At 34.6% G+C, this 8,308-nt stretch carries 8 protein-coding genes; all 8 read left to right on the top strand.

The window, feature by feature from the left end:
* Nucleotides 1-199 precede the first annotated feature (199 nt).
* The 8 genes from QZ824_RS09585 (at nucleotide 200) to QZ824_RS09550 (ending at nucleotide 8,281) form a co-directional block, all read left to right on the top strand.
* Nucleotides 200-1,591, top strand: a complete 1,392-nt coding sequence (locus QZ824_RS09585; RefSeq protein ID WP_291275801.1) for a rhodanese-related sulfurtransferase — start codon at nucleotides 200-202, stop codon at nucleotides 1,589-1,591.
* Between the two features lies 1 nt (nucleotide 1,592).
* Nucleotides 1,593-2,834 (top strand): peptidase U32 family protein, encoded by a 1,242-nt coding sequence (locus QZ824_RS09580; protein WP_291275800.1) that lies wholly within the window; start codon nucleotides 1,593-1,595, stop codon nucleotides 2,832-2,834.
* Nucleotides 2,834-3,064 (top strand): ferredoxin, encoded by a 231-nt coding sequence (locus QZ824_RS09575; protein WP_291275799.1) that lies wholly within the window; start codon nucleotides 2,834-2,836, stop codon nucleotides 3,062-3,064. The genes QZ824_RS09580 and QZ824_RS09575 overlap by 1 nt, the downstream gene beginning before the upstream one ends.
* A gap of 178 nt (nucleotides 3,065-3,242) precedes the next feature.
* Nucleotides 3,243-4,403, top strand: coding sequence for a regulatory iron-sulfur-containing complex subunit RicT (gene ricT / locus QZ824_RS09570; protein ID WP_291275798.1), 1,161 nt, complete (start codon nucleotides 3,243-3,245; stop codon nucleotides 4,401-4,403).
* Nucleotide 4,404: 1 nt separating this feature from the next.
* A complete protein-coding gene (locus QZ824_RS09565; RefSeq protein WP_291275797.1) occupies nucleotides 4,405-4,884 on the top strand; it encodes a gliding motility lipoprotein GldH in 480 nt (159 codons plus the stop codon).
* 6 nt (nucleotides 4,885-4,890) lie between these two features.
* Nucleotides 4,891-7,209 carry a penicillin-binding protein 1A gene (locus QZ824_RS09560; RefSeq protein WP_291275796.1) on the top strand — a complete coding sequence of 773 codons (2,319 nt, stop codon included), beginning with the start codon at nucleotides 4,891-4,893 and terminating at the stop codon, nucleotides 7,207-7,209.
* A 27-nt stretch (nucleotides 7,210-7,236) separates the two neighbouring features.
* Nucleotides 7,237-7,935: a CoA transferase subunit A gene (locus QZ824_RS09555; RefSeq protein ID WP_291275795.1), complete on the top strand. Its 699-nt coding sequence runs from the start codon at nucleotides 7,237-7,239 to the stop codon at nucleotides 7,933-7,935.
* A 31-nt stretch (nucleotides 7,936-7,966) separates the two neighbouring features.
* Entirely contained in the window at nucleotides 7,967-8,281 is a 315-nt protein-coding gene (locus QZ824_RS09550; protein ID WP_291275794.1) for a four helix bundle protein, read from the top strand.
* The last annotated feature ends 27 nt before the right edge of the window (nucleotides 8,282-8,308 follow it).

Genomic DNA, 8,308 nt, shown 5'->3' with positions numbered 1-8,308 from the left:
ATTTAAAATCTTAACTCCTTTATCACCTCAAACAACAACTCCGATTCATTAATACCAATATGATCTCCGTTCTAGTTCATAAGGCCAATCTGTTTTATAGTAGAAAGTAAAAAATCAAACGCTTTTTTATACCTTTGCTGCGGTTCCGCCAATAGGAGCCGCAGTATTTTTTTATTTTCTCAACTTAAACTGTGATAGCATGCAACTGTATAACACCTTAAGCGCAGAAGAAAGAGCGTGTTTAATTGACGACGCAGGTCAACAACGTTTGACATTATCTTTCTACCAATACGCGCACATTGTAGATCCTCAACAATTTCGTAACGAATTATTTTTAGCTTGGAATAAATTAGATGCTTTGGGTCGAATTTACGTGGCCAAAGAGGGTATTAACGCCCAAATGTCGGTGCCGGCAGAAAATTTCGAAGCGTTTAGAGATACTTTAGAAGCCTACGATTTCATGAAAGGCATCCGCTTAAATGTGGCTGTGGAACATGACGACCATTCGTTTTTAAAATTGACTATTAAAGTCCGACATAAAATTGTGGCTGATGGATTAAACGATGAAACCTTTGATGTAACCAACAAAGGAGTGCACTTAAATGCTAAAGCATTCAATGAAATTTTAGACGATCCGAATACCATTGTAGTTGATTTTAGAAACCATTACGAAAGTGAAGTGGGTCATTTTAAAGGTGCCATTACCCCAGATGTGGAAACGTTTCGCGAATCGCTTCCTATTATCAATGAACAATTAAAAGATTTTAAAGAAGATAAAAACCTTGTGATGTATTGTACAGGCGGCATTCGTTGTGAAAAAGCTTCGGCCTATTTTAAACATCAAGGTTTTAAAAATGTTTTTCAGTTGGAAGGCGGTATTATTAATTACGCCAAACAAATCAAAGAAGAAGGTTTAGAAAGTAAATTTATAGGTAAGAATTTTGTGTTCGATCACCGTTTAGGAGAACGAATCACTGATGATATTATTGCCCAATGCCACCAATGTGGAACGCCATGTGATGTGCACACCAATTGTGCTAACGATGGTTGTCATTTGTTGTTTATTCAGTGTGAAGCTTGTGCAGAAAAAATGGAACATTGCTGTTCTACCGAATGTCTAGAAATTACACACTTACCATTAGCAGAACAAGTGGCGTTACGTGCTGGAAAACAAGTGGGTAATAAAATTTTTAGAAAGGGAAAATCAGAAGCATTAAAGTTTAAACATTCAGGTCAATTGGAAGGTATTTCTTTAGCAAAAGCAACCGATTTTAATGCAGGTAATACTGTTTTTGAACCGAAAACGAAAACACTTCGCCAACGCATAGCTCAGAAAAAAGTATTAGTAGGTAAAGGCCAACATTACTATTCTAAATCGCAAGTAGGTCAATTTATTTTAGAAAAAGCCGAATTGCAATTAGGGGACAAGGTATTGATTTCGGGTCCAACAACGGGTGAACAAGAATTGGTGGTGGAAAACATGTATGTAAATGGCCAACCACGAACTAATGCTGTTGCTGGAGATAAAGTGACGATGTCGGTTCCTTTTAAAGTGCGTGCTTCTGATAAATTATATAAAATTTTAAATTAAGATGACCACAACAGGAAGAATTGAATTAATGGCGCCTGCAGGAAATTTCGAATCTTTGCAAGCAGCCTTAGATAATGGATGTGATTCGGTATATTTTGGGGTTGAGCAATTGAACATGCGTGCACGCGCAACCATGAATTTTACGTTAGATGATTTACCTGAAATTGCACGTCGTTGTCAAGAAAAAAAAGTCAGAACGTATTTGACGTTAAACACCATTATATACGATCACGACTTATCGATTGTAAAAACACTTTTAAATAAAGCAAAAGAAGCAAATATTACAGCGGTTATTGCTGCGGATCAAGCCGTAATTATGACCGCTCGAAGTATTGGTATGGAAGTGCATATTTCTACGCAAGTCAACGTGACTAATATTGAAACGGTTAAATTTTATGCGCTTTTCGCCGACACCATTGTTTTGTCGCGTGAATTAAGCTTACGTCAGGTAAAAAAAATCACCGAACAAATCGAAAAAGAACAGATAAAAGGTCCAAGTGGTAACTTAGTAGAAATTGAAATTTTTGGTCACGGTGCGTTGTGTATGGCCGTTTCTGGAAAATGTTATTTAAGCCTTCATTCTCATAATTCTTCTGCTAATCGCGGAGCTTGTAAACAAAATTGTAGAAAAAAATATACGGTTATTGATCAGGAATCTGGATTTGAAATCGAAATTGATAACGAATACATGATGTCGCCTAAAGATTTATGTACCATCGATTTTCTAGATCAAGTGATTGATTCTGGAATTAAAGTTTTAAAAATTGAAGGCCGCGGTCGAGCACCAGAATATGTGGCTACGGTTATAAAAACCTATCGTGAAGCCATAGATGCTTACTATGAAAAAACATTCTCTCAGGATAAAATTGCCCAATGGATGGAAACCTTAAATACGGTTTACAACAGAGGATTTTGGAGTGGCTATTACTTAGGACAAAAATTAGGAGAATGGAGTAAAGACCCCGGAAGCAATGCCACACAAAAGAAAGTGTACATTGGTAAAGGCATGCATTATTTTCCAAAATCAAGTGTAGCCGAATTCAAAATTGAAGCGTATGATGTTAAAATTGGGGATAAAATTTTGATTACAGGTCCAAGTACTGGTGTGCAAGAATTAGTTTTGGAAGATATGATGGTGAATGATTCTAAATTAGAAAAAGCAACTAAAGGCGATAGTTTAACATTGAAAGTGCCGTTTAGAGTGCGTTTGTCTGATAAAATGTATAAATTAGTGGAAGCCTAATGGTAATTATTACGCTACAAAGAGATAAATGTATTGGCTGTAATTATTGTGTTGAATTTGCACCAGCCCAATTTCAGATGTCAAAAAAAGACGGAAAGACAGTTTTGTTAAAATCAACAGACAATAAAGGTTTTCATACCTTAAAATCACCCGATCATACGATTTTTGAAGCCTGTGAATTAGCAGAAAAGGCCTGTCCAGTAAACATTATTTCTGTAAAAGAAACATAAAATAATTTATGTAAAAATATTTGAAACCTATTGGAGATAAATTCAATAGGTTTTTTCTTTTAAACATACGTTTATGCAAAAAATTTCGTTATTACAATTCATTGAAAAATGCTATCTTTACCAACTTAATTAATGAACAAGTAGTCCCAATAAGAGGACGATCAATATATATTCAAATATGGCATGTACAAGTTGTTCAACGGGTTCTAATGATGGAACACCCCGTGGATGTAAAAATAATGGGACTTGCGGCACCGATAGCTGCAACAAATTAACGGTTTTCGATTGGTTGTCAAACATGACATTACCAGGCGGACAAGAACCCTTTGATTGTGTGGAAGTACGCTTCAAAAACGGCAGAAAAGAATTTTTTAGGAATACAGAAAAGTTGCAATTAGCTATTAGTGATGTTGTAGCTACTGAAGCCACTTCTGGACATGATGTTGGAATTGTATCTCTAACAGGTGAATTGGTTCGTGTACAAATGGACAAAAAGAAAGCCGATTACAAAGGTGAAATTCCAAAAATCTACAGAAAAGCCACTCAAAAAGATATTGATATTTGGCAAGAAGCACGAAATAAAGAAGAAGCTATTCAAGTAAGAGCTAGAGAGTTGGCCATTGCATTAAATCTTGAAATGAAAATATCTGATATCGAATTTCAAGGTGATGGTTCAAAAGCTACATTTTATTACACTGCCAATGACCGTGTTGATTTTCGTCAGCTGATTAAAGATTATGCCTCTGAATTTAAAATTCGAATTGAGATGAAACAAGTAGGTTTCCGTCAAGAAGCCGCTCGTTTAGGAGGAATTGGTTCTTGTGGGCGAGAATTATGTTGTTCTTCTTGGTTAACAGATTTTAGAAGTGTCAATACATCGGCAGCTCGTTACCAACAACTTTCACTAAATCCGCAAAAACTCGCAGGTCAATGTGGAAAGTTAAAATGTTGTTTAAATTATGAGTTAGACACGTATCTAGATGCCTTAAAAGGTTTCCCAGATATGGACACCAAAATTTTAACCGAAAAAGGCGATGCATATTGTCAAAAGTTAGATATTTTCAAAGGACTAATGTGGTTTTCTTATGCTAATAATCCAGCACATTGGCACATGATTAAAGCGGATCAAGCGAAACAAATTGTAGCCTTAAATAAGCAAGGAAAAAAAATAGTGCAATTAGAAGATTATGTAGAGGAAGTTACCGCTGCTTCTGTTGAAAAGAAATTTGAAAATGTTGTTGGTCAAGATAGTTTAACTCGTTTTGATCAGCCTAAAAAGAAAAACAATAAGAATAAAAAAAGAAGAAAACCAACGAAAGAGAAAGATAAAAATGAATAATATGTTCAAAAAGTTAGCATTGTTTGGCCTAATTTTTGTTCTTTTTGCTTGCGATAAAAATCAAGTTTTCGATGAATATAGAGAGTTTGATGGTACTTGGAAAAAGAACCAAAAAGCAACGTTTACATTCGAACAGAAAGATACAATTGGCAAATACAATCTGTTTTTAAATGTAAGAAATAACAATGATTATCCTTACAATAACTTGTTTGTCATTGTTTCAATGAACGAGCCTGGGGGTAAGGTATTAGTCGATACTTTAGAATACCAAATGACTAATCCAGACGGTACATTATTAGGTAAGGGTTTTTCAGATGTAAAAGAAAGTAAATTGTGGTACAAAGAAAATTTTAGCTTTGCTAAAGTAGGTAAATATACAGTAACAGTTGAACACGCCTTGAGACAAACTGGTAAAGTTTCTGGAGTTCAGGATTTAGAAGGCGTTACAGATGTTGGATTAAGAATTGAAAAAACAAAATAAAAACATATGGCGACCAAAAATAATCAAGTAAATTTTTCTGATTATGTAAGAAGGTTTTGGAAACTTTTCTTTTATTCATTTGGAGGAGTGATATTATTTTTTCTTTTAGCATCGTGGGGATTTTTTGGTAAAATGCCTTCTTTTGATGAATTAGAAAATCCAGATACCAATATTGCTACCGAAATTATTTCTTCTGACGGAAAAACAATTGGTAAGTTTTATAAAGAAAACAGAACACCAGTTAAGTATGAAGATTTACCACAACACTTAGTTAAGGCATTAGTAGCTACTGAAGATGAGCGTTTTTATGAGCATTCAGGAATTGATGCAAGAGGTACTTTGCGAGCGGTTTCAAGTCTTGGAAGAAGTGGAGGAGCAAGTACCATTACTCAACAGCTTGCCAAAAATTTATTCCACGGAGAAGGTTCCAAATTTTTACCTTTTCGTATTATTCAAAAATGTAAGGAGTGGATTATCGCTACGAAATTAGAACGACAATATACTAAACAAGAAATTATTGCTTTATATCTTAATAAAGTAGATTTTGTAAATGGAGCAGTAGGTATACGTTCGGCTGCTAAAATTTACATGAATAAGGAACCTAAAAATTTGTCAATAGAGGAAAGCGCTCTCTTTGTAGGGATGTTAAAAAATCCAGCATTATTTAATCCAACAAAGGAAAAGAGAAAAGAAAAAGTGCTTAATAGACGTAATACTGTTTTTGATCAAATGGTAAAAAACAATTTTATTACAAAAGAAATTGCAGAAGCCTTAAAAAAACGTCCTGTAAAAATAAACTTTAAACCGGAAAGTCATTCTGAAGGAATGGCCACTTATTTTAGAGAATATATTCGTGAAGAGTTAAAAGAATGGGTTAAGAATAATCCAAATGATGATGGAGAAGAGTATGATATCTATACTGATGGATTAAAAATTTATACCACAATTGACTCACGAATGCAACAATATGCTGAAGAAGCAGTTAGCGAGCATTTAGCAAATTTACAAAAAGAGTTTTTCAGAAGACAAAAAGACAATCCTAACGCTCCATTTTTAGATATAACTCCTGAAGAAACGGATAAAATCATTAAACAAGCGATGAAGAATTCCGAAAGATGGCGTGTAATGAGCATCAATGGAAAATCGGATGAAGAGATCATTAAGTCATTTGATGTAGAAACAAAAATGAAAATTTTCACTTGGAAAGGAGAGCGTGATACCATCATGAAACCAAAAGATTCAATTTTGTATTACAAGCATTTTTTACAAGCAGGTATGATGGCTATGGAACCTCAAACAGGTAACGTAAAAGCTTGGGTAGGAGGAATCAATTATAAATATTTCCAATACGATCACGTAGGTCAAGGGGCTCGTCAAGTTGGTTCAACTTTTAAACCTTTTGTATATGCCACTTGTATTGACCGATTAGGAAAATCGCCTTGTGAAATGATTTTAGATGCTCCTTTTACTATTCCAAAAGGAGATAATAACGATAAGGATTGGACACCAAACAATTCTGATGGAAAATACAGGGGATTAGTTTCTATGAAAAAAGCATTAGCTAATTCAATTAATACTGTTTCAGCTCGATTAATCAATGAAGTAGGAGCTCCAGCAGTTGTAGATATGGTTAAAAAACTTGGCGTTACAGCTAATATCCCTAACCGTCCAGCTATAGCCCTTGGGGCAGTGGAAATTACAGTAGAAGAAATGGTAGCTGCTTTCAGTACTTTCGCGAATGAAGGCGTTTATGTAAAACCACAATTGATTACCAAAATTGAAGATAAAAACGGAGTAGTTATTTATCAATCTACTCCAGAAACTCATGATGTGGTGAATAAAGATGTAGCTTACACTGTTATTAAATTAATGGAAGGAGTAACTGAATCAGGAACAGGTTCTCGTTTACGTTGGGCTGCTTCAGCACCATCTAATTTCTTAACGGGTGTACCATATAACATTAAAGGACCTGTGGCGGGTAAAACAGGTACTTCACAAAACAATTCTGATGGTTGGTTTATTGGTATGGTGCCTAATTTGGCCGCCGGTGTTTGGGTAGGAAACGAAGACCGATCTGCCCATTTCAAAGAAACTTCGCTCGGTCAAGGTGCCACAATGGCTTTGCCAATTTATGGTATCTTTATGAGAAAATGTTTGGCAGATAAGTCTTTAAATGTGTCTCAGAAACCATTTGAAAAACCAGCCAATTTTTCAATAACGGTAGATTGTGCTCCAGAACCAAGTAGAGTTGTAGATTCTACAGCTATCGATTCTTTAGCCGCTCCAATTGATACTCAGCCAGACGCAAATGATGTAGGTATATAAATTTTAACAAACAACTAAACTATATTTATGATTTCTAGAAAAGTGAATAACGTTCAGGAAGCTTTAGAAGGAATTCAAGACGGAATGACAATTATGTTAGGTGGTTTCGGATTGTGTGGAATTCCAGAAAATAGTATTGCTGAATTAGTACGAAAAAATGTAACCGACTTAACTTGTATTTCTAATAATGCAGGAGTAGATGATTTTGGGTTAGGCTTATTATTACAAAAGAAACAAATCAAAAAAATGATTTCTTCTTATGTAGGTGAAAATGCCGAATTTGAACGTCAAATGTTGTCTGGAGAATTAGAAGTGGAATTAACACCACAAGGAACATTAGCAGAAAAATGCCGTGCAGCTCAAGCAGGAATTCCGGCTTTCTTTACACCAGCAGGTTATGGAACTGAAGTAGCTGAAGGAAAAGAAGTGCGTGAATTTAACGGAAAAAAGCATGTATTAGAACATGCTTATAAAGCTGATTTTTCTATTGTTAAAGCATGGAAAGGTGATGAGGCTGGAAATTTAATTTTTAAAGGAACAGCACGTAATTTTAATGCACCTATGGCAGGAGCTGCAAAAATAACCATCGCTGAGGTAGAAGAATTAGTACCAGCAGGAACTTTAGATCCTAACGAAATTCACATCCCAGGAATTATGGTAAATCGTATTTTCCAAGGTGAAAAGTTTGAAAAAAGAATTGAGCAACGAACGGTTAGACAAAAATAATTTGAAGATTCTTTAATTTGAAAATTTGAAGATGAGAAACGATAAGGATAATTTAATTGTAAAATTAACTTTTGAGTTTGCTCTTGAAATTATTAGTTTTTCAGAGGAAATAAGAAATACAAATCGTTTCGAAATGGCATCACAGATTTTTAGAAGTGGGACCTCTATTGGAGCAAATATTAGAGAAGCTCAAAATGCTGAAAGTAAGGCTGATTTTATCCACAAGTTTAAAATTTCAGCAAAAGAAGCAGATGAGTTACAATTTTGGTTAGAGTTATGTCAGAATTCAGAATTCTACCCAAATCCTAGTGAAGAATTATTAAAAAAGTTACAATCTATAAATTAGATAATTTCTAAAATCATATCTTCCTCA

This window comes from Flavobacterium sp. (genome assembly GCF_021151785.1).
Taxonomy (GTDB): Bacteria; Bacteroidota; Bacteroidia; order Flavobacteriales; family Flavobacteriaceae; genus Flavobacterium.
Note: the sequence above shows the minus strand (reverse complement) of the source record. Positions and strands in the feature narration are given on the sequence as shown.